At 37.6% G+C, this 25,116-nt stretch carries 26 protein-coding genes and 1 pseudogene; 20 read left to right on the top strand and 7 right to left on the bottom strand.

Annotated elements, in window-relative coordinates; genetic code table 11:
* Positions 1 to 1,464 (top strand): ABC-F type ribosomal protection protein Msr(D), encoded by a 1,464-nt coding sequence (msr(D), locus tag QM424_RS01485; RefSeq protein WP_000420313.1) that lies wholly within the window; start codon positions 1 to 3, stop codon positions 1,462 to 1,464.
* Between the two features lie 117 nt (positions 1,465 to 1,581).
* On the opposite strand, the gene QM424_RS01480 is transcribed toward msr(D), so the two are convergent.
* Genes QM424_RS01480 through QM424_RS01465 form a run of 4 tightly spaced genes read right to left on the bottom strand, consistent with a single transcriptional unit; the run spans position 1,582 to position 2,826 of the window.
* Positions 1,582 to 1,881 (bottom strand): DUF5960 family protein, encoded by a 300-nt coding sequence (locus tag QM424_RS01480; protein WP_001072467.1) that lies wholly within the window; start codon positions 1,879 to 1,881, stop codon positions 1,582 to 1,584.
* On the bottom strand, positions 1,868 to 2,236 hold the full coding sequence (locus QM424_RS01475) for a hypothetical protein (protein ID WP_000567222.1): 369 nt from the start codon (positions 2,234 to 2,236) through the stop codon (positions 1,868 to 1,870). Before QM424_RS01475 ends, QM424_RS01480 begins: the two co-directional genes overlap by 14 nt.
* Positions 2,237 to 2,248: 12 nt before the next feature.
* A complete protein-coding gene (locus tag QM424_RS01470) occupies positions 2,249 to 2,584 on the bottom strand; it encodes a DinB/UmuC family translesion DNA polymerase (RefSeq protein ID WP_000806926.1) in 336 nt (111 codons plus the stop codon).
* Complete coding sequence (locus QM424_RS01465; RefSeq protein ID WP_001813542.1) at positions 2,581 to 2,826, bottom strand: hypothetical protein; 246 nt, start codon at positions 2,824 to 2,826, stop codon at positions 2,581 to 2,583. Before QM424_RS01465 ends, QM424_RS01470 begins: the two co-directional genes overlap by 4 nt.
* 351 nt (positions 2,827 to 3,177) lie before the next feature.
* Between QM424_RS01465 and QM424_RS01460 the strand changes: the two genes are divergently transcribed.
* From QM424_RS01460 to QM424_RS01375, 18 genes and pseudogenes are all read left to right on the top strand, one after another.
* Positions 3,178 to 3,795: an SAP domain-containing protein gene (locus tag QM424_RS01460; RefSeq protein WP_023942519.1), complete on the top strand. Its 618-nt coding sequence runs from the start codon at positions 3,178 to 3,180 to the stop codon at positions 3,793 to 3,795.
* A pseudogene (locus QM424_RS01455) lies at positions 3,794 to 3,952 on the top strand (ADP-ribosylglycohydrolase family protein); the annotation flags it as partial. The gene QM424_RS01460 and the pseudogene QM424_RS01455, both read left to right, overlap by 2 nt.
* A 127-nt stretch (positions 3,953 to 4,079) precedes the next feature.
* Positions 4,080 to 4,961, top strand: coding sequence for a diacylglycerol/lipid kinase family protein (locus QM424_RS01450; protein WP_414392715.1), 882 nt, complete (start codon positions 4,080 to 4,082; stop codon positions 4,959 to 4,961).
* A 63-nt stretch (positions 4,962 to 5,024) separates the two neighbouring features.
* On the top strand, positions 5,025 to 5,516 hold the full coding sequence (locus QM424_RS01445) for a phosphoribosylanthranilate isomerase (protein ID WP_261068985.1): 492 nt from the start codon (positions 5,025 to 5,027) through the stop codon (positions 5,514 to 5,516).
* Positions 5,517 to 5,689: 173 nt separating this feature from the next.
* On the top strand, positions 5,690 to 7,432 hold the full coding sequence (locus QM424_RS01440; RefSeq protein ID WP_414392714.1) for a glycoside hydrolase family 13 protein: 1,743 nt from the start codon (positions 5,690 to 5,692) through the stop codon (positions 7,430 to 7,432).
* 119 nt (positions 7,433 to 7,551) lie between these two features.
* A complete protein-coding gene (locus QM424_RS01435; protein ID WP_000420556.1) occupies positions 7,552 to 7,863 on the top strand; it encodes a hypothetical protein in 312 nt (103 codons plus the stop codon).
* A 3-nt stretch (positions 7,864 to 7,866) separates the two neighbouring features.
* Positions 7,867 to 8,595, top strand: coding sequence for an alpha/beta hydrolase (locus tag QM424_RS01430; RefSeq protein WP_414392713.1), 729 nt, complete (start codon positions 7,867 to 7,869; stop codon positions 8,593 to 8,595).
* 478 nt (positions 8,596 to 9,073) lie between these two features.
* Positions 9,074 to 9,925, top strand: coding sequence for a ribosome biogenesis GTPase YlqF (gene ylqF, locus QM424_RS01425; RefSeq protein WP_414392712.1), 852 nt, complete (start codon positions 9,074 to 9,076; stop codon positions 9,923 to 9,925).
* Positions 9,912 to 10,691 (top strand): ribonuclease HII, encoded by a 780-nt coding sequence (locus QM424_RS01420; RefSeq protein ID WP_414392711.1) that lies wholly within the window; start codon positions 9,912 to 9,914, stop codon positions 10,689 to 10,691. The genes ylqF and QM424_RS01420 overlap by 14 nt, the downstream gene beginning before the upstream one ends.
* Positions 10,692 to 10,707: 16 nt before the next feature.
* Complete coding sequence (locus QM424_RS01415) at positions 10,708 to 12,258, top strand: ClC family H(+)/Cl(-) exchange transporter (RefSeq protein ID WP_414392710.1); 1,551 nt, start codon at positions 10,708 to 10,710, stop codon at positions 12,256 to 12,258.
* 159 nt (positions 12,259 to 12,417) lie between these two features.
* Positions 12,418 to 13,809 (top strand): peptidoglycan-N-acetylglucosamine deacetylase PgdA, encoded by a 1,392-nt coding sequence (gene pgdA, locus QM424_RS01410; protein ID WP_414392709.1) that lies wholly within the window; start codon positions 12,418 to 12,420, stop codon positions 13,807 to 13,809.
* Positions 13,810 to 13,885: 76 nt separating this feature from the next.
* Complete coding sequence (locus QM424_RS01405; RefSeq protein ID WP_414392708.1) at positions 13,886 to 14,728, top strand: aldo/keto reductase; 843 nt, start codon at positions 13,886 to 13,888, stop codon at positions 14,726 to 14,728.
* 272 nt (positions 14,729 to 15,000) lie between these two features.
* The gene (locus QM424_RS01400; protein WP_414392707.1) at positions 15,001 to 15,762 is read left to right on the top strand and encodes an elongation factor Tu; all 762 of its coding nucleotides are present in this window, start codon (positions 15,001 to 15,003) and stop codon (positions 15,760 to 15,762) included.
* Between the two features lie 192 nt (positions 15,763 to 15,954).
* Positions 15,955 to 16,872, top strand: coding sequence for a glycine--tRNA ligase subunit alpha (gene glyQ / locus QM424_RS01395; RefSeq protein ID WP_000038733.1), 918 nt, complete (start codon positions 15,955 to 15,957; stop codon positions 16,870 to 16,872).
* 211 nt (positions 16,873 to 17,083) lie between these two features.
* Entirely contained in the window at positions 17,084 to 19,120 is a 2,037-nt protein-coding gene (glyS, locus tag QM424_RS01390; RefSeq protein ID WP_414392706.1) for a glycine--tRNA ligase subunit beta, read from the top strand.
* Between the two features lie 42 nt (positions 19,121 to 19,162).
* Complete coding sequence (locus QM424_RS01385; RefSeq protein ID WP_049522002.1) at positions 19,163 to 19,420, top strand: DUF896 family protein; 258 nt, start codon at positions 19,163 to 19,165, stop codon at positions 19,418 to 19,420.
* A 690-nt stretch (positions 19,421 to 20,110) separates the two neighbouring features.
* Positions 20,111 to 20,842 carry an ABC transporter ATP-binding protein gene (locus QM424_RS01380; RefSeq protein WP_414392705.1) on the top strand — a complete coding sequence of 244 codons (732 nt, stop codon included), beginning with the start codon at positions 20,111 to 20,113 and terminating at the stop codon, positions 20,840 to 20,842.
* A gap of 17 nt (positions 20,843 to 20,859) precedes the next feature.
* Complete coding sequence (locus QM424_RS01375; RefSeq protein WP_414392704.1) at positions 20,860 to 22,176, top strand: beta-carotene 15,15'-monooxygenase; 1,317 nt, start codon at positions 20,860 to 20,862, stop codon at positions 22,174 to 22,176.
* Positions 22,177 to 22,480: 304 nt separating this feature from the next.
* On the opposite strand, the gene QM424_RS01370 is transcribed toward QM424_RS01375, so the two are convergent.
* The 3 genes from QM424_RS01370 to QM424_RS01360 are packed head-to-tail and all read right to left on the bottom strand — an operon-like array spanning position 22,481 to position 24,330.
* Positions 22,481 to 23,296, bottom strand: a complete 816-nt coding sequence (locus tag QM424_RS01370) for a TIGR03943 family putative permease subunit (RefSeq protein WP_414392703.1) — start codon at positions 23,294 to 23,296, stop codon at positions 22,481 to 22,483.
* The gene (locus tag QM424_RS01365) at positions 23,293 to 24,198 is read right to left on the bottom strand and encodes a permease (protein ID WP_101781937.1); all 906 of its coding nucleotides are present in this window, start codon (positions 24,196 to 24,198) and stop codon (positions 23,293 to 23,295) included. Before QM424_RS01365 ends, QM424_RS01370 begins: the two co-directional genes overlap by 4 nt.
* The gene (locus tag QM424_RS01360; protein WP_000268685.1) at positions 24,199 to 24,330 is read right to left on the bottom strand and encodes an SPJ_0845 family protein; all 132 of its coding nucleotides are present in this window, start codon (positions 24,328 to 24,330) and stop codon (positions 24,199 to 24,201) included.
* A 155-nt stretch (positions 24,331 to 24,485) separates the two neighbouring features.
* Here QM424_RS01360 and QM424_RS01355 point away from each other — a divergent pair, with 155 nt between their 5' ends.
* A complete protein-coding gene (locus QM424_RS01355; RefSeq protein WP_050390234.1) occupies positions 24,486 to 24,866 on the top strand; it encodes a PBECR3 domain-containing polyvalent protein in 381 nt (126 codons plus the stop codon).
* The last annotated feature ends 250 nt before the right edge of the window (positions 24,867 to 25,116 follow it).

Here is a 25,116-nt window from a genome sequence, read left to right as displayed (position 1 = left end):
ATGGAATTAATATTAAAAGCAAAAGACATTCGTGTGGAATTCAAAGGACGCGATGTTTTAGATATAAATGAATTAGAAGTATATGATTATGACCGTATTGGTTTAGTAGGAGCAAATGGTGCTGGAAAAAGCACTTTACTCAGGGTACTTTTAGGAGAATTAACTCCCCCAGGATGTAAAATGAATCGTCTGGGTGAACTTGCCTATATTCCCCAGTTGGACGAAGTAACTCTGCAGGAGGAAAAAGATTTTGCACTTGTAGGCAAGCTAGGTGTTGAGCAATTAAATATACAGACTATGAGCGGTGGTGAAGAAACAAGGCTTAAAATAGCACAGGCCTTATCGGCACAGGTTCATGGTATTTTAGCGGATGAACCTACGAGCCATTTAGACCGTGAAGGAATTGATTTTCTAATAGGACAGCTAAAATATTTTACAGGTGCACTGTTAGTTATTAGCCATGACCGCTATTTTCTTGATGAAATAGTAGATAAAATATGGGAACTGAAAGATGGCAAAATCACTGAGTATTGGGGAAACTATTCTGATTATCTTCGTCAGAAAGAGGAAGAACGTAAGAGCCAAGCTGCAGAATACGAACAATTTATTGCGGAACGTGCCCGATTGGAAAGGGCTGCGGAGGAAAAGCGAAAACAGGCTCGTAAAATAGAACAGAAGGCAAAAGGTTCTTCAAAGAAAAAAAGTACTGAAGACGGAGGGCGTTTAGCTCATCAAAAATCAATAGGAAGTAAGGAAAAAAAGATGTATAATGCTGCTAAAACCCTAGAGCACAGGATTGCGGCCTTAGGAAAAGTAGAAGCTCCGGAAGGCATTCGCAGAATTCGTTTCAGGCAAAGTAAAGCATTGGAGCTCCATAATCCATACCCTATAGTCGGTGCAGAAATTAATAAAGTATTTGGGGATAAGGCTCTGTTTGAAAATGCATCTTTTCAAATTCCGTTAGGAGCAAAAGTGGCGTTAACTGGTGGTAATGGAATCGGAAAAACAACTTTAATCCAAATGATCTTAAACCATGAAGAAGGAATTTCTATTTCGCCTAAGGCAAAAATAGGTTACTTTGCACAGAATGGTTACAAGTACAACAGTAATCAGAATGTTATGGAGTTTATGCAGAAGGATTGTGACTACAATATATCAGAAATTCGTTCAGTGCTAGCATCTATGGGGTTCAAACAGAACGATATTGGAAAAAGTTTATCTGTTTTAAGCGGTGGAGAAATTATAAAATTGTTGCTTGCTAAAATGCTCATGGGTAGATATAACATCCTAATAATGGATGAACCCAGTAACTTCCTTGACATACCAAGTTTAGAGGCTTTGGAAATACTAATGAAGGAGTACACCGGAACTATCGTGTTTATCACCCACGATAAACGATTACTCGAAAATGTAGCAGATGTAGTTTATGAAATTAGAGATAAGAAAATAAATCTGAAACATTAAATTTAAGGTAGTCGCTGGTCAGTATAGTCTGTTCTGGTTGGCGACTCCATTGTTAAAGAGTATAAAGACTTTAGATTTTATGAATATTAAAAATAGGAACAGTCAATTGAACTGCTCCTATTTTTCTGCTAAATATATTGTAGTTTTCTTATATGTATAATGATAGATTAGCGGATTCTCATCTACGGTACTTACTTCAAATATGAAGAAGTGATCGCGGTTATCTCTGGACTTTTCCTTATTGAGGACAAAGTAATTCTTACGTGAAGTCGCCATTGTTTTTAGGATATCATCAGTTAGGAAGGTCAATGGAATATTCATGTTAGAGTAGCGGTAGAAGTCACGTTCAAAATCTTGGTAGCTCTCGCTATAATAGTCCATTTGTAGGTGATTACGCTGAAACTCAAGCTGATTCATAGAGCACCTCCTCGACAAGTTCAATACTAATAATGTCTTTTAATTTCAAATTGATGTGACCTGTTGTAGTTTTTATCAAAATGAAATCTTTGGTCAGACTTGGTATTGTTCCAGTGTAGGAAACACGCTTGTTTTTTTCAATCACTTGAATGCGTGTGCGTAGCTGCCCGGCGTATACTTGACTGAGGAGTAATAATTTCTTCTCTAGTGATAAGTCAGACATGTACGTTACTTTGTTTGTATCATCAGAGAGTGCTGATGCATGTTCAGATAGGAAAAAGCCCATCCATTTTTGCATCTTTGTATCCTGGTACTCTCTTGCTGATTGAAATGGTAAATATGAACGGTCAATCATATCAAATCCTTTCTATGCAGAGGCAAGGGTATTTTTATCAAATTGAATCGTAAAACCTTGAATTCCCCCACCTGTGTAACATTCTTTAAAGCGATTGATTACCTCAGTATAGATTATCACAGATGAGCTTGTTGGCTTAATGCTAAATGTAAATTCCAATGGTAATCGGTTTTCAGATTTAGCATGTACTAGTCGTATCGATATTTCAGTTGTTTTGAGTTTTCTCTGACGAAGTTTTGAAGTTGCTGTTTCAACGATTCCATGTAAAAATCTTTCAAGCATTTCAATATCATTACATCCTTTGCTACGGATTTCTGAAAATTGTACTGTATTTTTTTCTTGTTTCATTTTAATCCCTCCAATCCACCCGCGGAATGACCACCGATAAGTTTACTGCGTTCAATATTTCTGGAACCTTCAGTTAGGACGGTTCCTTTTTGTATGGCTAAAAAACCAAACTGTTCTCTGACAACATCAATAGCTGTCTGAAGTCTATTATCTTTTTCAATTTGTTCTACATCATCAAAGAGTGATAGTAGAGTATAGCTTTCATCTACGAAGCCACTATAAGATACACCAATTTGTCTCACTGCACCAGAGGTGTATTTTTTCGGAATAATACAAGTACATGACTCACCATTGTTTTGGGGAGATTTGCGGGTTCAATTTTATTCTGAGCATTTATAGATTTTTTCATCTCAGTCCTAGAATAGCCAATATGAATAGAAACGACAGTAGTCAATACTAGGGCTACTGTTCCGTTCCACAGTATCATTTAAAAATCATTTTCACACCCTTTCGTCTATTAGTATAGAAGAAAGCTCTCAGCACACGTGGAGTGTGTAAGTTTGTTAGTGAAACAGAGCTAATGCTCAAAATAAAGAAACTAAAACTCCATTATTTTAAGATGAAAAACTAAATTTTTCTGTGGAGCTAAAATATTGATAGAGAACAGACCAGAATTTGATAAAATCACTTCGTTTGATGAGTTTAATAAATATTATTGGTATCGTGATGAACTTTCACAAATATGCAAGTTATTAGAACTTGAATATAGAGGTACAAAACAAGAACTCAATCATATTATCGAGCAGTACTTTAAGGGGAATTTGATTAAAAAATCATCAACAAAAAGAAATAAGAAACGAGTGGAAGCTATTGCCTTAAATACGCCCTTACTTGAATGTGGATTCTCCTTTAACACTCACTTTAGAGAATATTTCTCAACTTTAACAGATGTTTCACCCTTTAAATTTACTGCTGATATGGCGACTGCTTGGAGAAAAGTAAAAAGAGAAAATGATTTGAGTTTTACAATCCAAGATATGCTAAAAGTTTATTATGGAAATTCAGATTATGCCAAGTATGATCATTCAGTTTGTCAATGGAACCAATTTCTAAAGGATTTCTGTGCAGACGAAAATAGTCTTAACTATTCAAACAAGTTAAAAGTAGCTTCTATTCTTTGGAAAGAAGTTAGAAATTCAAAAGCTGAAAAAATTTATTCAAAGAATCTTTTGACTGAATATGCTGATAAAATAAAAGAGTATGATAAGTAGAAACTCCATCTCACTTGGTGGCGACAGTGATACTCTCGCAGCAATTACTGGTAGCATTGCAGAGGTAGCTTATGGTATTCCTGATTGGATAAAGGATAAGGCCATTTCTTACTTGGATGCCCCCTTAAAGGATGTAGTTATGCGATGGGAAAAATAGAATAAAAGTCTATTAATATCCAGTACATCATATTTCTCTTTTCTATATTTTCGTTGTATAATGAGGGTATAGTTAGATGCGTATGATGAAATATAACCATTTCTATCGAATATTAAGGAGAAAATTAATGAAAAAAGCAATGGTAATTATCAACCCTACTTCTGGTGGGGAAAAGGCTTTGGATTACAAAGAAAAGCTGGAGAATAAAGCAAAAGAATATTTTGAGCAAGTAGAAACCAAAATTACCGAAAAAGCTTTGGATGCAACACATTTTGCTGAGGAAGCTTCTAGTGAAAAGTACGATGCAGTGGTTGTGTTTGGTGGAGATGGGACTGTCAACGAAGTCATTTCGGGTATTGCTGAGAGAGACTACATTCCTAAGTTAGGGATTATCCCAGGTGGGACGGGTAACCTCATTACGAAACTGTTGGAAATCAATCAAGACATTGATGGCGCGATTGATGAACTGGATTTCAACTTAACCAATAAGATTGATATTGGAAAAGCGAATGACAATTATTTTGGTTATATCTTTAGTATCGGTTCACTTCCTGAGGCGATTCACAATGTTGAAATCGAGAACAAGACAAAATTCGGTATTTTAGCCTATGCTGTAAATACTATGAAGTCTGTCATGACGGATCAGGTCTTTAACATTAAGGTTGAGACAGAAAATGGAAATTATGTTGGTGAAGCTAGCCATGTTTTGGTTCTCTTGACAAATTACTTCGCTGATAAAAAAATCTTTGAAGAAAACAAGGACGGCTATGCCAATATCTTGATTCTGAAAGATGCTTCAATATTCTCCAAATTATCTGTCATTCCTGATTTACTAAAAGGGGATGTTGTTGCAAATGATAATATCGAGTATATCAAAGCGCGTAATATTAAGATTTCTTCAGATAGTGAATTGGAGTCAGATGTTGACGGCGATAAATCGGATAACCTACCTGTAGAAATCAAAGTCCTAGCTCAGCGAGTAGAAGTATTTTCAAAACCGAAAGAGTAGAAGGTAAAAATTAGTTTATTATTCACAACGAGATTAAGTTCTATATCAAGGATTGGAGGAGGAATGAATTCTCTATTTGATGAATTTCGAACAATTTGTTCTCATTTAAACCAAACCGGAATCACTCCGACACTCATGGGATCTTTGGGGTTTGAATACCGATCAAATGAAGAATGGGGGCCGTCTGACATTGACATTCATGTGCCTGGTGACCCTAGAGGTTGGGAAGCACCTGATCATCTCAGAATTTATGAGTGGGACAAGATAATGAAAGTGATGAAACACTTAGGCTATGCCTTAATAGATATTCATGAGCATGAATTCAAAAAAGATGGTCTGAGTGTTGAATTCGGAAGTATCGATTCTTTACCTGATTTTGCAGGAGTTTCGGAATCGGATATAGAGCTGATTCATCTCGATGACATCTCTTTTCGAGTTCCAAGTTTGGAACAATTTTTAAGCATTTACAAGGCTTCTTCCCAAGATTCCTATCGAAATGATCACAATAACAATAAGGATTTTAAAAAAATAGAGTGGTTGCAAAGATATTTGTAAATCATCATTTGAAAAGTAGCAAGTTGTAAGACTGGCTGCTTTTTTATTTATAGAACCAAACCACTAGAATCTACGGACAAGCCTTGAAAATAAAATACGAAAGTAGTATACTAGAATCACAATTGTGAAAACGTTTGCGTGAAATTTGAATTGAAACTTTAGGAGACAAATTGATGGAATTAAGTGCCATTTACCATAGGACTGAGTCGGAGTTTGCCTATCTTTACAAGGATAAAAAAATTCATATTCGACTTCGAACTAAGAAAGGGGACATTGAAAGCCTCATCTTGCATTATGGTGACCCCTTTATCTTCATGGAGGAGTTTTATCAAGATACAAAGGAAATGGCTAAGCTCACTTCTGACGCCTTGTTTGACTATTGGCAGGTTGAAGTGTCTGTCGACTTTGCACGTATCCAGTATGTCTTTGAACTCAAGGATACAGAAGGTCAAAGTATTTTGTATGGCGATAAAGGGTGTGTGGACAATTCTCTAGAAAATCTTCATGCTATTGGAAATGGATTTAAGTTGCCTTATCTTCATGAAATTGATGCATGCCAGGTTCCTGATTGGGTTTCAAATACGGTATGGTATCAGATATTTCCTGAGAGATTTGCCAATGGAAATGCTTTATTAAACCCAGAAGGGTCATTAGACTGGGATTCATCTATCACACCTCAGAGTGATGATTTCTTTGGTGGTGATTTACAAGGCATTATTGATCATCTGGATTACTTGCAAGACTTGGGCATTACTGGTCTTTATCTCTGTCCCATCTTTGAATCGACGAGCAATCACAAGTACAATACGACGGATTACTTTGAAATTGACCGTCATTTTGGAGACAAGGAAAGCTTTCGGGAATTGGTGGATGAGGCCCATCAGCGTGGCATGAAAATCATGCTGGATGCGGTATTTAACCATATTGGTTCGCAATCTCCTCAATGGCAAGATGTTGTCAAAAATGGTGAGCAATCTGCTTATAAGGATTGGTTCCATATTCAACAATTCCCAGTGACAACTGAAAAGCTAGTTAATAAGAGAGACTTACCCTATCATGCTTTTGGTTTCGAGGACTATATGCCTAAGCTAAATACAGCCAATCCAGAGGTCAAGGACTATCTTTTGAAGGTTGCGACTTATTGGATTGAAGAGTTTAATATCGATGCTTGGCGTTTGGATGTGGCTAATGAGATTGACCATCAGTTCTGGAGGGATTTTCGCAAGGCAGTTCTAGCTAAAAGGCCTGATCTTTATATCCTTGGAGAAGTCTGGCATACATCTCAGCCTTGGCTAAATGGCGATGAGTTCCACGCGGTCATGAATTATCCTTTATCTGATAGCATCAAGGACTATTTCTTACGAGGAGTTAAGAAGACAGACCAGTTCATCGATGAAATCAATGGCCAGTCTATGTACTACAAGCAGCAGATTTCAGAAGTGATGTTTAATCTACTAGATTCACATGATACAGAACGTATTTTGTGGACGGCCAATGAGGATGTTCAACTGATCAAATCAGCCTTAACCTTTCTCTTTTTACAAAAAGGAACACCGTGTATCTATTACGGAACAGAGTTATCCTTAACTGGAGGACCAGACCCAGATTGTCGTCGTTGTATGCCTTGGGAACGCGTATCAAGTGACAATGATATGCTGAATTTCATTAAGGAACTAATCAAGATTCGCAAACACGCGTCAGCAATCATTCAGCATGGCAAGTATAGTCTCCAAGAAATCAAACCTGATCTAGTAGCTTTGCAGTGGAAATATGAAGGGCAAATCCTCAAAGCGATTTTCAACCAATCAAAGGAAGATTATCATTTACAAAAAGAAACCGTAGCACTAGCAAGCAATTGCCAAGAATTGGAGAATCAGCTTGTCATCTCTTCAAATGGATTTGTGATTTTTCATTAAAGAGCAATTATGAGTGACAGGAAAATTGTAGTATAGAGAGCATTTTACAAACAGACTATTTGTCGTCTTGCTACAATTGGTATATAATTTAACTTAAAGAAAATAGGAGGATTAATCGAATGGAATTAAAAGATTTTACAGAAAAAGAACAGGAAATGATTAAGAAGGGGCTGACTACGTCTAAGATTAGTGACAAGGAAACTGCTGAGAAGATTCTTGCGCTAGTACCACAAGACTTGATTAAGCGAATCCCGTTTTTTGTCAGAAAACATGCTACGACACGTACGATTAAACGTATTTCAATTGAACACCCTGAACTCTACGCTGCAGCTCAAACAAGTGGTGAAATTCCAGAAAAAGAACGCGAAGAATTGCGTCAGATTATCACAACTATCTTTGAACAAAAGATGAATAAGCATAGTATTAAGTAGAGAATGAAAAAATATTTTATTGGCGGTTTGGGAAGCAATGTCTATCATAGCAAGGATTTTCTTCAAGAACTAGATTCGCAGGTTTACTTTCTAAATCCATATGAAAGATTTATTCAAAGTGAATTAGATTTGAAATCATGGTTTAAAAATGAGATTGTAGAGGAAGAATCTATCTGTCTGATAGGCCATTCTCTTGGAGGAGATTTATCGCGTTATCTTGCATCGGAATTTTATGAAGTGAAAAAACTAATTCTTTTGGATGGTGGCTATCTAGATTTAGATAAGATTTTACCTTTAGATACAGAGTTAGAGGAAGCTAAAAACTATATTGAATCTCAAGTTGTTTCGGACTTAGATATTCTTATTTCTAAAGAAAAATCTGAAGCAAAGCATTGGTCAGAAAATATGGAGAAAGCCGTAACACAGTCCTATCAATGGAATTCTGAGTATAATAGATATGAGTTAGCTATAAATTATGAAAATATAGAAGCGATCCTTCGCCTACGGAGGAAAATACAAGCTTTTAAGAGAGAAGTGGGAGATACCTTGTTTATTAGTCCTCGCTATCCTAATGAAGCTACATGGAGAGAGGAAGCCTTAAAAGAATTCCCAGACTATTTTGATACTATTTTTCTAGAAAACGTTAGCCATGAGCTTTATACTGAAGCACCCAAAGAAATCGCTAGTATGATTAATGAGTGGTTCTCTTATTCTCACTGGGCTATTGAATAAATTATCCTAATCAATATATAGTTGATTGGAATAAGATATGAACAAATTGATTAGGAATATCAAATTAATTTGGGCTCTTTGTCAACTGTAGTAGGTTGAAGAAAAGCTAAGATCTAGAAAGGACAAATTTCGTCCTTTCTTTTTTGATATTTGAGTCTTTGATATCGAGTGGTTTTGTGATAAAAAGTAATGATTACATATGATTTTTTCTATTGAACTTTTTCTACACAAAATAGACTCCATAATATCCATAGGGGATTTACCCACTACAAATATTATAGAGTCGCTTTTTCTATTCAGGGAGCTTGAAGGGCTATCATCGGACAAAATAGAGAAGGCATGATATAATATAAAGTAGATTTCTATGTAATTAAATAAGAACTGTTTGAACACCATTCATTTGAAAACTCTCTATGTTCAAACGATAGTAAAATAAAATAGGGTATTTAAACCCTTGCTACGAAAGGAAAAAAACTCAATGGCTACTATTCAATGGTTTCCTGGTCACATGTCTAAAGCACGTCGACAGGTGCAGGAAAATTTAAAATTTGTTGATTTTGTAACGATTTTGGTGGATGCACGCTTACCTCTATCTAGTCAAAATCCTATGTTGACCAAAATTGTTGGTGACAAACCAAAACTTTTGATTTTAAACAAGGCGGACTTGGCCGATCCAGCAATGACCAAAGAATGGCGTCAGTATTTTGAATCACAGGGAATCCAGACTCTGGCTATTAACTCCAAAGAGCAAGTGACTGTAAAAGTTGTAACAGATGCGGCCAAAAAGCTCATGGCGGATAAGATTGCTCGCCAAAAAGAACGTGGTATCAAGATTGAAACCTTGCGTACCATGATTATCGGGATTCCAAATGCTGGTAAATCCACTCTTATGAACCGTTTAGCTGGTAAGAAAATTGCCGTTGTCGGCAATAAACCAGGGGTTACCAAGGGGCAACAATGGCTCAAAACCAATAAAGACCTGGAAATATTGGATACACCGGGGATTCTCTGGCCTAAGTTTGAGGATGAAACTGTTGCGCTTAAGTTGGCCTTGACTGGAGCTATTAAAGACCAGTTGCTTCCTATGGATGAAGTAACCATTTTTGGCCTCAATTATTTCAAAGAACATTATCCAGAAAAGCTGGCCGAACGCTTCAAACAAATGAAAATTGAGGAAGAAGCGCCTGTTATTATTATGGACATGACCCGTGCCCTCGGTTTCCGTGATGACTATGACCTTTTTTACAGTCTCTTCGTGAAGGAAGTCCGCGACGGCAAACTCGGTAACTATACCTTAGATACATTGGAAGACCTCGATGGCGACGATTAAAGAAATCAAAGAACTCCTTGCAACGGTCAAGGAGTTAGAAAGCCCTATTTTTTTAGAGCTTGAAAAGGATAATCGCTCTGGAGTTCAAAAAGAAATCAGCAAGCGTAAAAAAGCTATTCAGTCAGAATTGGATGAGGATCTTCGTTTGGAAGCCATGCTTTCCTACGAAAAAGAACTTTACAAGCAAGGATTGCCCTTAATTGCTGGTGTTGATGAGGTCGGCCGAGGTCCTCTGGCTGGGCCAGTAGTCGCTGCAGCTGTTATTTTACCTCAAAATTGTAAGATTAGAGGTCTAAACGACAGCAAGAAAATTCCTAAAAAGAAACATCTAGAAATTTATCAAGCCGTTCAAGATCAAGCCTTATCAATCGGCATTGGTATCATGGATAATAGAGTCATCGACCAAGTCAATATCTATGAAGCAACCAAACTGGCCATGAAGGAAGCTATCTCCCAGCTCAGTCCTCAACCTGAGCATCTCTTGATAGATGCCATGAAACTGGACTTACCGATTTCACAAACATCTATCATCAAAGGAGATGCCAACTCCCTCTCGATTGCAGCAGCTTCTATAGTAGCCAAGGTGACACGTGATGAATTGATGAAGGAATACGATCAGCAATTTCCTGGCTATGATTTCGCTGCTAATGCAGGATATGGAACAGCTAAACACCTAGAAGGACTGGAAAAACTAGGAGTTACCCCAATTCACCGAACCAGCTTTGAACCCGTTAAATCACTGGTTTCAGGAGAAAAAGAAAGTTAAGTTAGAAGGAATGATTATGGAGGAACAGTCAGAAACACTCAGTTCCAGGAAAGAATTTGCCTTTGCCTCAAGCACCATATTATCCCAAGTTGGGCGAGGCATCATCGTGGGTCTCGTCGTCGGACTCATCGTCGGATCTTTTCGGTTTTTAATCGAAAAAGGCTTCCACCTGATACAAGGACTTTATCAAGATCAAGCGCACCTAGTGCGCAATCTTTTTATCATTGGTCTATTTTATTTAATAGTTTGTTGGCTCAGTGCGAAATTAACTCGGTCAGAAAAAGACATCAAAGGTTCAGGAATTCCTCAAGTCGAAGCTGAATTAAAGGGACTGATGACCCTCAACTGGTGGGGAGTTCTTTGGAAAAAATATATTCTAGGAATTCTTGCTATTGCAAGTGGCCTTATGTTGGGGCGTGAAGGACCAAGCATTCAACTCGGAGCAGTTGGTGGTAAAGGAATTGCCAAGTGGCTCAAATCCAGTCCAGTAGAGGAACGCTCCTTGATTGCTAGTGGAGCTGCCGCTGGTCTAGCTGCGGCCTTTAATGCACCTATTGCAGGACTTCTCTTTGTGGTAGAAGAAGTTTATCACCATTTTTCACGCTTTTTCTGGGTCTCCACTCTCGCAGCTAGTCTCGTAGCAAACTTTGTTTCTCTGCTCATATTTGGCCTAACACCCGTACTGGATATGCCAGACAACATCCCACTCATGACCCTAGACCAGTATTGGATTTACCTCCTCATGGGAATTTTTCTGGGTCTTTCCGGTTTTCTCTATGAGAAGGCTGTACTCAATGTCGGTAGAGTTTATGATTGGCTTGGTCAAAAAATCCGTTTGGATAGAGCTTATTATCCAATTCTGGCTTTCATTCTCATCATACCAGTCGGAATCTTCTTGCCCCAAATCCTTGGTGGTGGAAATCAGCTGGTTCTTTCCCTAACTGAGCAAGATTTTAGTTTCCAAGTTCTATTAGCTTACTTTTTGATTCGCTTTGTTTGGAGCATGATTAGTTATGGAAGTGGCCTTCCAGGTGGAATTTTCCTACCAATTCTGGCGCTTGGCTCCTTACTTGGTGCTATAGTTGGTGTTATTTGTGTTAATCTTGGACTTGTCAGTCAAGAGCAATTCCCTATATTTGTCATTCTGGGAATGAGTGGCTATTTTGGAGCAATATCCAAGGCACCCTTAACCGCTATGATTCTGGTAACCGAAATGGTAGGAGATATTCGCAATCTCATGCCACTTGGATTAGTAACCCTAGTTGCCTACATCATCATGGATCTGCTCAAGGGTGCGCCAGTCTATGAGGCTATGTTGGAAAAAATGCTGCCTGAAGAAGCGTCAGATGAAGGAGAAGTCACTCTCATTGAAATCCCTGTTTCGGATAAAATAGCAGGAAAACAAGTACACGAACTCAACTTACCACATAATATCCTCATCACAACTCAAGTCCATAATGGCAAGAGCCAAACTGTTAACGGTTCAACCAGAATGTATCTCGGAGATATGATTCATCTAGTGATTCCAAAAAGTGAAATTGGGAAAGTCAAGGATTTGTTGTTGTAGGGGTTTTTACATAATTTATATTATGTAAAAACTTGATTAAATACATTAGAAAACCGATTCTCAGCAATGAGATCGGTTATTTTTTAAGACCCTATTTTTTAATATACTATTTCCTCCAAAATCATTGAAATTATAGCTTGAATTTGATATGATGGTCTTATGGATAAAAGTAGAGCAAAGCGTGAGAATCACGATAAGATAAGAATGAGTCTAATAGCCCTAGTAGCTATCTTCTCAGTAAGTATTTGTGTCCTTGGTTCAATAATTGGATATAAAATATACACAAAACAAAGTTTTGAACAAAAGATTGAATCGCTCAAAAAAGAGAAAGATGATCAATTGAGTGAGGGAAATCAGAAGGATCATTTTCGTAAGGGGCAAGCCGAAGTAATTGCCTATTACCCTCTCCAAGGGGAGCAAGTGATTTTATCTGTAAAAGAAATCATAGTGCAGGATATTAAGGAAAATTTAGAAGACAAGGAGAATCTGGTTTTTTATTATACGGAGAAACAGGATTCGACTTTAAAAGGGATTGTCAACCGAAGTGTGATAAAACAAGTCTATGATTTAACTTCGTCAAAAGTTGAAGAGACTGAAAAAACTAGTCTAGCAAAAGTGCATTTGACAGAAGATGGTAAAACTTTTACCCTTGATCAACTATTTTCAGATGCTAGTAAGGCTAAAGAGAAGCTGTTAAAAGAACTGACCTCTTTCTTACAAGATAAGAAATTGGAACAAGAAAAGATTGATCAGATTGTTAAAGGCTTGTCTGACCAAGACTTGTCTGCATGGAACTTTGATTATAAGGATAGCCAAATTATTCTTTATCCAAGTCAATCAGTGGAAAATCTGGATGAGATTGCCTTGCCAGTATCTAGTTTCTTTGAGCTTATTCAGTCCTCATATTTGCTAGATAAGGATGCGGAACTTTATAAAGCTTATTTTGAAAAGAAAAATCGTAAAGTAGTAGCCTTGACTTTTGATGATGGACCAAATCCTACAACGACAAATCAAGCATTAGATACTCTTTCTAAGTATGGTATTAAGGCAACTTTCTTTGTTTTAGGTAAGAATGTTTCTGGCAATGAAGAGATTTTGAAACGCATGAAAGCAGATGGCCATGTCATTGGAAACCATAGTTGGAGCCATCCAGTTCTTTCAAAACTTTCGCTTGATGAAGCCAAAAAACAAATTACTGATACTGAGGATGCGCTAACTAAGGTGCTGGGTTCTAGCTCTAAACTTATGCGTCCCCCTTATGGAGCTATTACAGACGACATTCGCAATAGCCTCGATTTGAGTTTTATTATGTGGGATGTGGATAGTCTGGACTGGAAGAGTAAAAATGAAGCAGCTATTTTGACAGAAATTCAGCGTGAAGTCAAGAATGGTTCTATTATTCTCATGCATGATATCCACGTTGAGACAGTAAACGCTCTACCAAAGGTTATTGACTATTTGAAAGGGCAAGGTTATGACTTTGTGACAATTCCAGATTTGTTAGACACTCGTCTTAAACCTCACCAGCTCTATTACGACCGTGACCAATAATACACAAAATCTAAAGAGATAAGTTTTCTTTGAAAATTTGGCTCTTTGGATTTTCTTCTCATAGAAAGGAAAAACAATGAAATCTTATACTTTAAATAATGGCGTTCCAATTCCAGTTCTGGGCTTTGGAACCTGGAAAGCAGAAAATGGAGAAATTGCCTACCAAGCAGTTTTAGAGGCTTTAAAAGCGGGTTATCGCCATATTGATACGGCAGCGATTTATAAAAATGAAGAAAGCGTTGGTCGTGCCATTCAAGATAGTGGTATTCCGAGGGAGGAAATTTTTGTAACAAGTAAACTTTGGAATACAAATCACAACTATGAGCAAGCTCGTCAGGCTTTTGCAGAGTCTTTGGAGAAGCTGGGCTTGGATTATTTGGATTTGTATTTAATTCATTGGCCGAACCCAAAACCGCTCAGAGAAAATGACGCATGGAAAACTCGTAATGCGGAAGTTTGGAGAGCGATGGAGGATCTTTACCTAGAAGGCAAAATCCGTGCTATCGGTGTTAGTAATTTCCTTCCCCATCATTTGGATGCCTTGCTTGAAACAGCAACTATCGTTCCAGCGGTCAATCAAGTTCGCTTGGCGCCAGGTGTCTATCAAGAGGAAGTCGTAGATTACTGTCGAGAAAAAGGAATTTTATTGGAAGCTTGGGGACCTTTTGGTCAGGGAGAACTATTTGATAGTAAGGAAGTCCAAGAAATCGCAGCAAATCATGGAAAGTCTGTTGCTCAGATAGCCTTGGCCTGGAGCTTGGTAGAAGGATTTTTACCGCTTCCGAAATCTGTCACAGCATCTCGTATTCAGACTAATATTGATTGTTTCGGAATTGAGCTGAGCCACGAGGAGCGTGAAACCTTAAAAGCGATTGCTGTTCAGTCTGGTGCTCCACGAGTTGATGATATGGATTTCTAGAAAATCATAAAAAGAATTGTACATTGTTCTAATTTTTGCTATAATAGTTAGCAGGAAAGAAAGTCTTATGGCGTTCTTCAAGCGAGCTTGGGATAGTGGGAGCCAAGTAGGACAAAATAAAGAGCTGGCGCTTTCTGTAGTATTTTCAAAAACAATGAAGTAATAAATTAGGGTGGAACCGCGTTTCTGACGCCCCTAGGTTAAATCAACCTAGGATTGTCGGATGCGGTTCTTTCGCTTATTCAGTCTATTATGTGAAAGAAAGGAGAGACGTGGAAAACCTTTATCTTGTAAAAGACGATAGTCAACTAGCTGCATTTCGTGATTTTGTAGTAAGAAATACTGAAAAGTTGAAAGATTATCAATCTTTTTTAAAGAATGAACTTGCAGTCTGTGATTTACCGCAAGCTGTTATTTGGTCAAGTTTTAATGCTGCTACACAGATTATTAGGGAAAGTGCTGTTCCAGCCTATACAAATAATAGACGAATGGTTATGACGCCTGATTTAGCTGTTTGGAAAGAGTTGTATTTGTATCAGTTGCTGGACTACGAGTGTTCTCAGCAAACTCAAGCAATAGAAAGTCACTATCATTCTTTATCTGAAAATTTCCTCTTGCAGATTGTAGGACATGAGTTAGCTCATTGGTCGGAGTATTTTTTAGATGATTTTGATGGTTATGACTCTTATATCTGGTTCGAAGAGGGAATGGTTGAATATATTAGTCGCAAGTATTTCTTGACAGAAGAGGAATTTCAAGCGGAAAAAATTTGTAATCAATCTCTTGTAGAACTTTTTCAGAAGAAGTATGGTTGGCATTCATTGAATGATTTTGGTTCTTCGACTTATGATAAGAACTATGCAAGTATTTTTTACGAATACTGGCGTAGTTTTTTGACAATAGATAAGTTGGTAGAAAATCTAGGTAGTGTACAAGCGGTCTTCGATTCTTATCATTTATGGGCAAATACAGATAAAACTCTTCCCTTGTTAAATTGGTTTGTTCAGCAGAAATTAATTGAAAAAGAAATATAAAAACTAAAGGAGTAAACAATGTCTAAGAAATTAACATTTTACTGCGTCAGTGGCAGAGACCTCCTTACAGTCGGGCTACCCCACACTCAGCACTAGAGTGCCTGAGCTAGACGAAGTACTAACTCGTCTTGCCTCGTATGATCGACGAGGCAGACTCGTGTCACAAGTAATTTATAAAAAAAGGAGTAAACAATGTCTAAAAAATTGACTTTCCAGGAAATCATCCTTACTTTGCAACAATTTTGGAATGACCAAGGTTGTATGCTTATGCAGGCTTATGATAATGAAAAAGGTGCGGGAACCATGAGCCCTTACACTTTCCTTCGTGCTATTGGTCCTGAGCCATGGAATGCAGCGTATGTAGAGCCATCACGTCGTCCTGCTGACGGTCGTTACGGGGAAAACCCTAACCGTCTCTACCAACACCACCAATTCCAAGTGGTCATGAAGCCTTCTCCATCAAACATCCAAGAACTGTACCTTGAGTCTTTGGAAAAATTGGGAATCAATCCTTTGGAGCACGATATTCGTTTCGTTGAGGACAACTGGGAAAACCCATCAACTGGTTCAGCTGGTCTTGGTTGGGAAGTTTGGCTTGATGGGATGGAAATCACTCAGTTCACTTATTTCCAACAAGTCGGTGGATTGGCAACTGGCCCTGTGACTGCGGAAGTTACCTATGGTTTGGAGCGCTTGGCTTCTTACATCCAAGAAGTAGACTCTGTTTACGATATCGAGTGGGCTGATGGTGTAAAATACGGAGAAATCTTTATTCAGCCTGAGTATGAGCACTCAAAATATTCATTTGAAATTTCTGACCAAGAAATGTTGCTGGAAAACTTTGATAAGTTTGAAAAAGAAGCTGGTCGTGCCTTGGAAGAAGGATTGGTGCACCCTGCCTATGACTATGTTCTCAAATGTTCACATACCTTTAACCTGCTTGATGCGCGTGGTGCCGTATCTGTAACAGAGCGCGCAGGCTATATCGCTCGTATCCGTAACTTGGCCCGTGTTGTAGCCAAAACCTTTGTCGCAGAACGAAAACGCCTAGGCTACCCACTTTTAGATGAAGCAACACGAGCTAAACTCTTAGCAGAAGACGCAGAATAAAGAAAGTGACAAATTACGAAAATGGGCGAACAGTGTGAGCCCTGAATCAGTTGCCGCAGTGATGAAGGTATCCTTAGTGAAGCTAAGGATACTAGGCAAAATTGGAGACTTTTGGCTCCAATTTTAGCAATGAAACAACGAAGTTGGTTGCTTGCGTGCCAATCACATAAGGCAAACTGGAAAATAAAAAGATATTTTTCGGAGAAAAAACATGACAAAAAACTTATTAGTAGAACTCGGTCTTGAAGAATTACCAGCCTATGTTGTCACACCAAGTGAAAAACAACTAGGCGAAAAAATGGCAGCCTTCCTCAAGGAAAATCGTCTGTCTTTTGAAGCTATTCAGACCTTCTCAACACCACGTCGTTTGGCTGTTCGTGTGACTGGTTTATCAGACAAACAGGCTGATTTGACAGAAGATTTTAAGGGGCCGGCGAAGAAAATTGCCTTGGATAGTGATGGGAACTTCACCAAAGCAGCTCAAGGATTTGTCCGTGGAAAAGGCTTGACGGTTGAAGATATCGAATTCCGTGAAATTAAGGGTGAAGAATATGTCTATGTTACCAAGGAAGAAATTGGTCAAGCAGTTGAAGCCATTGTTCCTGGTGTTGTGGATGTCTTGAAGTCATTGACTTTCCCTGTCAGCATGCACTGGGCTAACAACACCTTTGAATACATACGCCCTGTTCACACTTTAACTGTTCTTTTAGATGAAGAAGAGTTTGATTTGGATTTCCTTGATATCAAGGGAGATCGTGTCAGCCGTGGTCATCGTTTCTTGGGACAAGAAACTAAGATTCAGTCAGCATTGAGCTACGAAGAAGACCTTCGTAAGCAGTTTGTAATCGCGGATCCTCGTGAACGAGTGCAAATGATTGTTGACCAAATCAAAGAAATTGAGGCAAAACATGGTGTACGTATCGAAATTGATGCTGATTTGCTGAATGAAGTCTTGAACTTGGTTGAATACCCAACTGCCTTTATGGGAAGTTTTGATGCCAAATACCTTGAGGTTCCAGAAGAAGTTTTGGTGACTTCAATGAAAGAACACCAACGTTACTTTGTTGTTCGTGATCAAGACGGTAAACTATTGCCAAACTTTATTTCTGTCCGTAACGGAAATGCAGAGCATTTGAAAAATGTCATCAAAGGAAATGAAAAAGTTTTGGTAGCTCGTTTGGAAGACGGTGAATTCTTCTGGCGTGAAGATCAAAAATTGGTCATTTCAGATCTTGTTGAAAAATTAAACAATGTGACTTTCCATGAGAAAATTGGTTCCCTTCGTGAACACATGATTCGTACTGGTCAGATTGCTATTCTCTTGGCAGAAAAAGCAGGCTTGTCAGCGGATGAAACAATTGACCTAGCCCGTGCAGCAGCCATTTACAAGTTTGACTTGTTGACAGGTATGGTTGGCGAATTTGACGAGCTCCAAGGAATTATGGGTGAGAAATATGCCCTTCTTGCTGGTGAAACTCCAGCAGTGGCAGCCGCTATTCGTGAACACTACATGCCTACATCAGCTGAAGGAGAACTTCCAGAGAGCAAGGTCGGTGCAGTGCTTGCTATTGCAGATAAATTGGATACAATTTTGAGTTTCTTCTCAGTAGGCTTGATTCCATCAGGTTCTAATGACCCTTATGCCCTTCGTCGCGCAACTCAAGGTGTGGTTCGTATCTTGGATGCCTTTGGTTGGCACATTGCTATGAACGAGCTGATTGATAGCCTTTATGCTTTGAAATTTGACAGCTTGACTTATGAAAATAAGACAGAGGTTATGGACTTTATCAAGGCTCGTGTTGATAAGATGATGGGCTCTACTCCAAAAGATATCAAGGAAGCCGTTCTTGCAGGATCAAACTTTGTTGTGGCGGATATGATTGAAGTAGCAGAAGCACTGACAGATGCATCTAAAAACAGTAACTACAAACCAGCTGTTGAATCCTTATCTCGTGCCTTTAACTTGGCTGAGAAGGCAGAAGGAGTAGCTACAGTTGATTCAGCTCTCTTTGAGAATGAAGAAGAGAAAACCTTGGCAGAAGCAGTAGAATCACTCGTTTTATCAGGGACTGCCAGTCAGCAATTGAAACAGCTCTTTGCGCTTAGCCCAGTCATCGATGCCTTCTTTGAGAATACCATGGTTATGGCTGAAGACGAGGCAGTCCGTCAAAATCGTTTGGCAATCTTGTCTCATTTAACTCAAAAAGCAGCTAAACTTGCACGTTTTAACCAAATCAATACCAAATAAAATCTATTAAACGGATTAAATCTTATCATAAAGGAGAGAAACATGGATCCTAAAAAAATTGATCGTATTAACGAGCTTGCCAAAAAGAAAAAAGCAGAAGGCTTGACCCCAGAAGAAAAAGTAGAACAAGCCAAACTACGTGAGGAGTACATCGAAGGTTATCGTCGCACTGTTCGTCACCACATCGAAGGGATCAAAATTGTGGACGAAGAAGGAAACGATGTTACACCAGAGAAACTACGTCAAGTCCAACGTGAAAAAGGTTTACATGGCCGTAGTCTTGATGACCCAAATTCATAATAAATATTCTTTCTTTTAACAAAGAAAGGTGAAATAATACCAAAAGACTATCATACATAAATGAGCCGCACCTCAAAAGTTAGAGCTAGAAAATCTAACTTTTGAGGTGTTTTTATTTGAAAAAAGACAGTAAAAAAAGCGCAAAAAATCACCTCCTGTGCTATACTGTAATTGAAATTTTTTTAGTTTTTGCGTTAGAACTGTTTCCTCAGTCCTAGCGCCTTTTCTTTTTGATAAGTATGCTTGGTGGAGAGTAGTTTGTAAACGATTCTGAGAATCTTATGAGCACAAGAAATGACGGATTTCATCTTGCTTCCTCTTTGGGAAGTTCGATTGTAAAACTCTAAGCAGGCAGAGCCTGCTTAGAGTTTTACATATGCTACTATTTTCGTTATAGCTAACTTTAATTCTCATTTATTAAGTATACCTAAGTTTTATGTTTAAATTTTGTATAGAATAGCTGTACCTCATAATAAAGCTATATTTACGCTTTCAATTAACCATCATTTATGATACTATTATGGTAATAGAAAAAATTCTTAGTTCGCTAAAGACCTTTATTCGAGATTCAGAGGAAATAGAAATTTTATCCATTAAAAATACGTTTCATAAATTACTTACTTTATATTAATAGAATTCCAATATTGTATAATTAAATCAATGATGACACTGGAATCAGGAGGATTTATTATGGTTAATAATGTAGCTGTTAAAGTCTCAAACCTTTCAAAAGAATTTTTGTTAGGACAAGACAAAACTGTCTCTATTTTGAAAGATGTTTCTTTATCTGTCAATTATGGGGAATTTGTATCAATACTTGGTGTCAGTGGTTCTGGAAAGTCTACTTTGCTAAGTTGCTTATCAAGTTTGTCTGAACCAACAAGTGGCGAAGTTGTTATCAATGGTGTAAATCCATATACCTTAAAAGAAGGGAAGCTTGCTAAATTTAGAAGGCAAGATATTGCAATTATTTTTCAAAACTATAATCTTATCCCCGCTCTACCTGTACTAGAAAATGTTACACTTCCTCTGAGACTCTCAGGAAAGAGTGTTGATAGCAATAAAGTAAAAAAAATGTTGGATAGTTTGAATTTTAAAGCAGAACTATCATCATTAGTTGCTACCTTATCTGGTGGAGAACAGCAAAAAGTGGCTATTACTCGTGCAATAATAGCTGATAGTAAAATTATTTTTGCTGATGAGCCAACAGGAGCTCTGGACAGCGTCTCAAGAAAACTTATTTTTGAAACACTTCGTAATTTAGCGAGTCAAGGGAAATGTGTTTTTATGGTCACTCATGATATTGAGTTGGCTTCAAAAACTGACAGAGCACTCATTTTAAAAGACGGAAAAATATCTCGACAAATTATTAAACCTTCAGCTGAGGAACTCTACCAAGCACTTGAAAGTAGTAAAGATTAATTTGAGGAGGATTTATTATGCTAAAATTAATCATTTACCAATTTCAGTACTCAAAAAGACAATGGTTAGGAACAATACCATTACTATTTGTATCTAGCCTGATTGTTGGAACATCTTTATTTGGTATTGCTAGTTCAATAAAGACTGCTAATATTAACGCTTCACAACTTTTTCAAATGCTAATAATTTTTGGCGGGACTACTCTATTTTTCCTTATTTCAAATACTATAAGACTGCTAATAGATATCTTTAAAAAGGATTACCAATTATGGGCTATCTTAGGCGCAAGCAGAACTCAGCTATCTTTATTAGTATCTGGACAGTTTTATTTAATGGCAGTGATTGTTAGTAGTATTGGTACAATACTTTCATTTATCATGGCAGATAGTTACTACAAATTTTTACAAAATTTATTAGGAAGAGATGAGTTACCTGATTTAGTTATTACAGCCAACATTCAATCAATTTTATTGAGTGTTTTTATAGTCCCAACAATTGTCGGGATAGGGGCTTACTTTTATTCAAGGCGAATACTTAAAATATCGTCAATATTAAAACTAAAAAAGAAAAAAAGAAAAGTAACAGTAACTGGATTTGTTAACATCTCTGTTCGTTTATTCCTATGGTTACTATGTATAGGTTCTATTGTTTCAGCAGGATTTATCAGAAACAAAGAAATAATTGAAAAACAGTCAAGCATAATATTATTTTTATTAATTATTCACATTCTTATTATTCAATCACTATCTCCATCAATTCAAATGTTTCTAATAAAATTTTTAATGAGGATATTTCCAACTGAAAATTATGTAATTAATACAGGATTTTGGAATCTACTATCCAATCCTAGCTATTTGAAAAGTATACAAACTTCAATGAGCATGGGAGCAACTCTCATTTCTGGGTTTATTCTTTACACCCAAAATATGTATTCATTCATGAATACAGCAAACGGAGTAAACGAAGCAAGAGCTTCCTTTATTGCTTATATGTCTGCTCCAATTATTCTGATTATTACTAGTTCTATTTCTCTTACAATTTTATCTTCTAATAAAGATATTGAGGACATTAAACAGTTAAAGACACTGGGAGTGTCAAGATTACAACTTTTTAAAATACGTATAGGCGAAGCAATAATACATTCGGTGTTAATTTTATTAGTGTCAGTAATTTTCAATTTAATTATTTTAATTTTAGTTAGCGTTATTGGCCGATTTTTAGGCCGTAGTTTAGTAGATATATCAGGTTTCTGGCAACCGAGTCTTATAGTTATTTCTTTGTTAGTTATTTTTTATAGTATTACAAAGGGATTTTATTTATTTCAAGATAGATAAATTGGAATAGTTACTGATTCAAAAAAATACAAACACGTTTCAATCATGACTTCCATTATAAAAACCTCCTGTTAACTATTTGAACAATAGAACAAGAGGCTACTAGTAAGATATTTTCATGCTCAAGACATATTCGAGTTATCTCATGACTCTTGTTCATCCATTTTTTTGTAGAGGCTAGGAAAAGCCCTATTAAGCACCATGGATTGGTATTGTTCATCTTCATTATAAGATAAACTTCTTTTTCTGTCATGAGTTATCAGGCTCTGCCTGCTTAGAGTTTTTTATGAACTTGGTTTGCTTTTTAAAACACGCGATAAACATAGGGATTCTCTGGTTTATCGATTTTGGTAAAGCTGTCGATTTCCAAGGTTGGGAGGTTTTGTTTGAGTTCTTTATGGTAGTGATTGACCAGTTTTCCTTTGGCTGTTATCCAGGTGTTGTTCTCATACTGCCGGGTATTTCCCTCGGTCAGTAATCCATACACACCGGAATCTGCGATACAGTGAATAATGCCGAAGCGGAACAGGAATTGGCTATTGGCATGACTGGGGTCATTGTAGACAAAGCCTGTGAACTGGACTGTCTTGCCCTCGAATTCATCTGGATAGTCGTAGATAGCTTCCATGACTTCCATATAGTTTTCGTTGGTGATCTGAATACTATCTTGGGACAAGTATTTATCCGCCGCCGTTCGCATTTCCTTTTCATAGGCTGATTTTGAAAAATAAGAACTGGTATCTGGTTTCAAGTATTGGCTTGTCGTCCCTTCACTGGTCTGAATGGCTTGATCCGTTCCTTCTGATAAGGGGAAATGATAGCCTTTGGCAGAAACGGTCTGAGAATCCAAGCTAACAGTTGGGAAAGTTAGGCCAACGACAATCGGAATGACCAGAAGAGCAATACTCATCACCTTCGCTAATCGGCTGTTCAGATGACTGTGGGTTTTGACTTGCTTCATCCAGATATACAATTGAACAATAGCCAAGATAAAGGAAAGCACCATGGAAATATAGGCCAAATAGGAATAGTGCATGTTGATGTACTGGTTTAATTTGCCCGACAGATGGAGGTAAATAGTCAGTTCAAAATAGCCAGCTAAAACTAAAAATCGAATCATAGGATGACTCCAATCAAGAGAGAATACACTAAGACGACAAGAGTGACAATCGTTATGAAGTGACTGATAAATCGTGCTTTCAAGTAATTTTTCATCATGAGAATATTTTTGATATCCAGCATTGGACCAATAACGAGAAAGGCCAGAACTGGTGCCAAGCCGAAACTTGAGAGAAGAGAAGCCCCGATAAAGGCATCCGCCTCACTACAGAGCGACAGAAGAAAGGCCAAAAGCATCAGGAGCAGGATGGCAAAAAGAGGAGTCGCACTGATAGAGGTCAGAATCCGTGTCGGAACATAAACCTGTATAACAGAGGCAAAGAGACAGCCAAATACTAAATAACGTCCCGTGTCAAAAAATTCATCAATGGCCTGCACAAAGACTTGAAAAACTTTTTTTGCAGAACTCAAGTGAGAAAAATCATGTTCATGACAGGCCATACGATTTTCTTTCTGAATGGGTTCTTGCCAGAAAAATCCTAGAAAAATTCCTAGTATTACAGCCACAATGATGGAACCCAGAGCTCGTAACAGGGCGATATGGAAGGAGTTGCCAAAGGCAGAATAGGTCGCAAAGAGAACAATGGGATTGATAACAGGTGCTGTTACAAGAAAGGGAACAGCCGTGTAACTGGGAACCTTCTTTTCCAGAAAACGATTGATAATGGGGACAATCCCACATTCACAAGAAGGGAAAAGTATACCGACAAAGGTCCCAAAAAAGATTCTCCCCCAACGATTTCGAGGGAGAAAATGATAAACCTTGTCAGGTGTGATATAGACCTCAATTAGTCCTGAAACAATACTTCCTATCAGAACGAAGGGTAGGGCTTCAATGATTATAGAGAGAAAAATAGCCCCAGTCTGAAGCACGCTAGATGGGAGTTGTTGGAAAGCAGTCATCTAGTTTTTCTTTTCTGCTTTGGCTTTTTTCTCTTTGTCATCAGGGAAAGTGACCTGTTTCAAATCTGGGAGTTTAGCAAACTCTTCAAACATTTTGTCCAAGTCGTCTCGTTTTGTAAATTTTACAGCCATAGGTGTACCTCGATTCTAAATTCTACCTCTATTATACTATTATTTTGAGGAAAAGTGAAAAGTTAAAATTGAGTATCTAACGAATAATAGAGCTTGATATATCCTAATATACATCATGTTTGTGATATAATAGTTGTGGAATAACGGAGGAAATGATGGAACACGAAAAAATCGGTCAGGTGACCGACGAAGTAAAAGAAATTTTTAATATTGTTCTTGAAGCCAGTGATATCAAGGTTAACAAAGACGGTTTAAGAAGCCATATGATAAAACGCCATCACAATGATGTGATTCATCATATTGAAGACCTGGAACTCATACTAAGGAATCCAGATTTCGTCGGCATCAATCCACGAGAGAAAGACGCCAGTTTTGAATATGTAAAAAGATTTGATAATAATGTTCTTGTTGCGATTAAGTTACATAAAAGTGGTAATTTCTTTTATGTTCCGACCATGTATCGTTTACAAGATTACAAGTTACAAAGTCGTATTAAGTCTGGTAGATTGAGAAAACTTGACAAAAAAAGTAGATAGTGCTAGAATAACATTAACGAAAGACATTTGAGGGCAGAAAGGTTCCTGCCGCACCTTGAAAAAGGTATCTGAGATGCTGGGTACACCGACCAGCCAAGTGTCCGTTATTTCAAAGGATGGAGCTTAAATGCTCCTTTTTGGTTTAAAAATTTCAAAAAAGATTATCCCCACCGCAGGCTCAGGCTTGCGATTTTTTTATTTGCTCTGAAAATTGATTCGTTAACTTCAACAAATAGCTTTATAAAGCGTT

Source organism: Streptococcus mitis (assembly GCF_047464945.1).
GTDB lineage: Bacteria > Bacillota > Bacilli > Lactobacillales > Streptococcaceae > Streptococcus > Streptococcus mitis_EA.
Note: the sequence above shows the minus strand (reverse complement) of the source record. Positions and strands in the feature narration are given on the sequence as shown.

Bases quoted from the DNA above. Each gene is read 5' to 3' on its own strand.
- QM424_RS01385 (WP_049522002.1), top strand. From the start codon at position 19,163: ATGGATCCTAAAAAAATTGATCGTATTAACGAGCTTGCCAAAAAGAAA.
- QM424_RS01360 (WP_000268685.1), bottom strand. From the start codon at position 24,330: ATGGCTGTAAAATTTACAAAACGAGACGACTTGGACAAAATGTTTGAA.
- glyS (WP_414392706.1), top strand. From the start codon at position 17,084: ATGACAAAAAACTTATTAGTAGAACTCGGTCTTGAAGAATTACCAGCC.
- QM424_RS01375 (WP_414392704.1), top strand. From the start codon at position 20,860: ATGCTAAAATTAATCATTTACCAATTTCAGTACTCAAAAAGACAATGG.
- glyQ (WP_000038733.1), top strand. From the start codon at position 15,955: ATGTCTAAAAAATTGACTTTCCAGGAAATCATCCTTACTTTGCAACAA.
- pgdA (WP_414392709.1), top strand. From the start codon at position 12,418: ATGGATAAAAGTAGAGCAAAGCGTGAGAATCACGATAAGATAAGAATG.
- QM424_RS01380 (WP_414392705.1), top strand. From the start codon at position 20,111: ATGGTTAATAATGTAGCTGTTAAAGTCTCAAACCTTTCAAAAGAATTT.
- QM424_RS01470 (WP_000806926.1), bottom strand. From the start codon at position 2,584: ATGAAACAAGAAAAAAATACAGTACAATTTTCAGAAATCCGTAGCAAA.
- QM424_RS01450 (WP_414392715.1), top strand. From the start codon at position 4,080: ATGAAAAAAGCAATGGTAATTATCAACCCTACTTCTGGTGGGGAAAAG.
- QM424_RS01430 (WP_414392713.1), top strand. From the start codon at position 7,867: ATGAAAAAATATTTTATTGGCGGTTTGGGAAGCAATGTCTATCATAGC.
- QM424_RS01445 (WP_261068985.1), top strand. From the start codon at position 5,025: ATGAATTCTCTATTTGATGAATTTCGAACAATTTGTTCTCATTTAAAC.
- QM424_RS01405 (WP_414392708.1), top strand. From the start codon at position 13,886: ATGAAATCTTATACTTTAAATAATGGCGTTCCAATTCCAGTTCTGGGC.
- QM424_RS01365 (WP_101781937.1), bottom strand. From the start codon at position 24,198: ATGACTGCTTTCCAACAACTCCCATCTAGCGTGCTTCAGACTGGGGCT.
- QM424_RS01440 (WP_414392714.1), top strand. From the start codon at position 5,690: ATGGAATTAAGTGCCATTTACCATAGGACTGAGTCGGAGTTTGCCTAT.
- QM424_RS01420 (WP_414392711.1), top strand. From the start codon at position 9,912: ATGGCGACGATTAAAGAAATCAAAGAACTCCTTGCAACGGTCAAGGAG.
- ylqF (WP_414392712.1), top strand. From the start codon at position 9,074: ATGGCTACTATTCAATGGTTTCCTGGTCACATGTCTAAAGCACGTCGA.
- QM424_RS01415 (WP_414392710.1), top strand. From the start codon at position 10,708: ATGGAGGAACAGTCAGAAACACTCAGTTCCAGGAAAGAATTTGCCTTT.
- QM424_RS01480 (WP_001072467.1), bottom strand. From the start codon at position 1,881: ATGAATCAGCTTGAGTTTCAGCGTAATCACCTACAAATGGACTATTAT.
- QM424_RS01370 (WP_414392703.1), bottom strand. From the start codon at position 23,296: ATGATTCGATTTTTAGTTTTAGCTGGCTATTTTGAACTGACTATTTAC.
- QM424_RS01435 (WP_000420556.1), top strand. From the start codon at position 7,552: ATGGAATTAAAAGATTTTACAGAAAAAGAACAGGAAATGATTAAGAAG.
- QM424_RS01475 (WP_000567222.1), bottom strand. From the start codon at position 2,236: ATGATTGACCGTTCATATTTACCATTTCAATCAGCAAGAGAGTACCAG.
- QM424_RS01355 (WP_050390234.1), top strand. From the start codon at position 24,486: ATGGAACACGAAAAAATCGGTCAGGTGACCGACGAAGTAAAAGAAATT.